Annotated in this window: 1 pseudogene; it reads right to left on the reverse strand. The window is 53.8% G+C overall.

What is annotated here, in order from left to right:
- Positions 1-34: 34 nt before the first annotated feature.
- Positions 35-1331 (reverse strand): annotated as a pseudogene (locus tag QP915_RS11560) (IS3 family transposase).
- Positions 1332-1439: the final 108 nt, after the last annotated feature.

Consider the following 1439-nt stretch of genomic DNA (forward strand, 5'->3'; position numbering starts at 1 on the left):
TGAACTGGCCCCCGAAAGTTGGACTGGTTTAATTCTAGGCGGTTAGGGCTTCAAGGGTCTGATTTCGATATTGCATCGGGGTCAGGCCCTTGAGTCGTTGTTGGATGCGTTCGGTGTTGTACCACTGGATGTACTCGTCGATGGCCTGGTTGAACTCTGCGACGGTGTCGAAGACTTCTCCGTGGTACATCTCGGTTTTTAAGTGCCCGAAGAAATTCTCCATGACCGCGTTGTCGTAACAGTTGGCTTTACGCGACATTGACTGAACACCACCGTTGTCATGAATCAGGTTGCGCCAGGACGAATGCTGGTACTGGAAACCTTGATCGGTATGCATCATCCACCCAGGCTCAGGCGCACACGTTTTAATCGTCTTAGTTAAAGAATCGGCGGTAAACGCTGTCGACGGCGATGTAGCCACGGTGTGGGCAACGATTGAACGGTCGAACAGATCCATCACCGGTGACAGGTAGACCTTGCGGCCTGCGACCCTGAACTCGGTGACGTCGCTCACAAAGACGGTATTTGGCTTATCTGGAGTGAACTTGCGGTCAAGTGTGTTGTCGGCAATGTGGCTGATCGTCCCGTTATAAGAAACATATGGCCTGCGCTGGCGGACCTTGGCTCGAAGCCCCATCTCGCGCATGAGTTTGTAGACGAGCTTGTGATTGACCACCCACCCCTGGTTGCGCAGGTCAAGTAGCACTCGTCGGTAGCCGTAGCGATACTTGTTGCGCTCGAAGCTTCCCCGGATCGCGTCTTTGAGCGCAGCGTGCTTATCCGGATCGCTGAGTCGTTTCTGGTGATAGAAGAATGTCGACCGTGCCATGCCGGCCGCATCCAAAAGGTATTGCAGACGATGCCGTGACTTGAGGATGACAATCGCCTGGACCTTCAGGCGTGTCCCTGATTCCTCAAGTCCCGCAATTTTTTTAGATATGCGTTTTCCGCTTCCAACCGCGCGATCTGGCGACGCAGCTTCGCTTCCTCCGAAAGCGGCTTCGGCGTGCCCGAACCCTTGGGCCTGCCCTTCGGCTTCGGTTTTAGTGCCTCATCGCCACCTTTACGCCATTTCCTCGACCATCCGCCGACCAAGTGCTCTGATGACAGGCCAAACTCGCGCGCAAGATCCATCGCTGTCTCACCAGAAAGGTGGCGTTGGACAACTTCCTTCTTGATTTCGAACGAATACTGCTGCTTAGTCGGTTTTTCCACAAGACATAGTCTGCCATGCAGCTTAAACCGACGACAGAGCATACGGGCGGCGTATGTGGAGACACCAAGAGCAGTAGCAGCGGCACGATAGCCCACGCCTTGCTCAAATAGTTCAACCAACTGCTCCCGCTGATGCTCACTCACCAAACTTCGAGCTCTCAATGAAAACTACTCCCCACTAATCGGAAACTGATTTCTCAGTCCAACTAATGGGGAGCAGTTCA

This window comes from Corynebacterium sp. MSK158, assembly GCF_030229085.1.
Taxonomy (GTDB): domain Bacteria; phylum Actinomycetota; class Actinomycetes; order Mycobacteriales; family Mycobacteriaceae; genus Corynebacterium.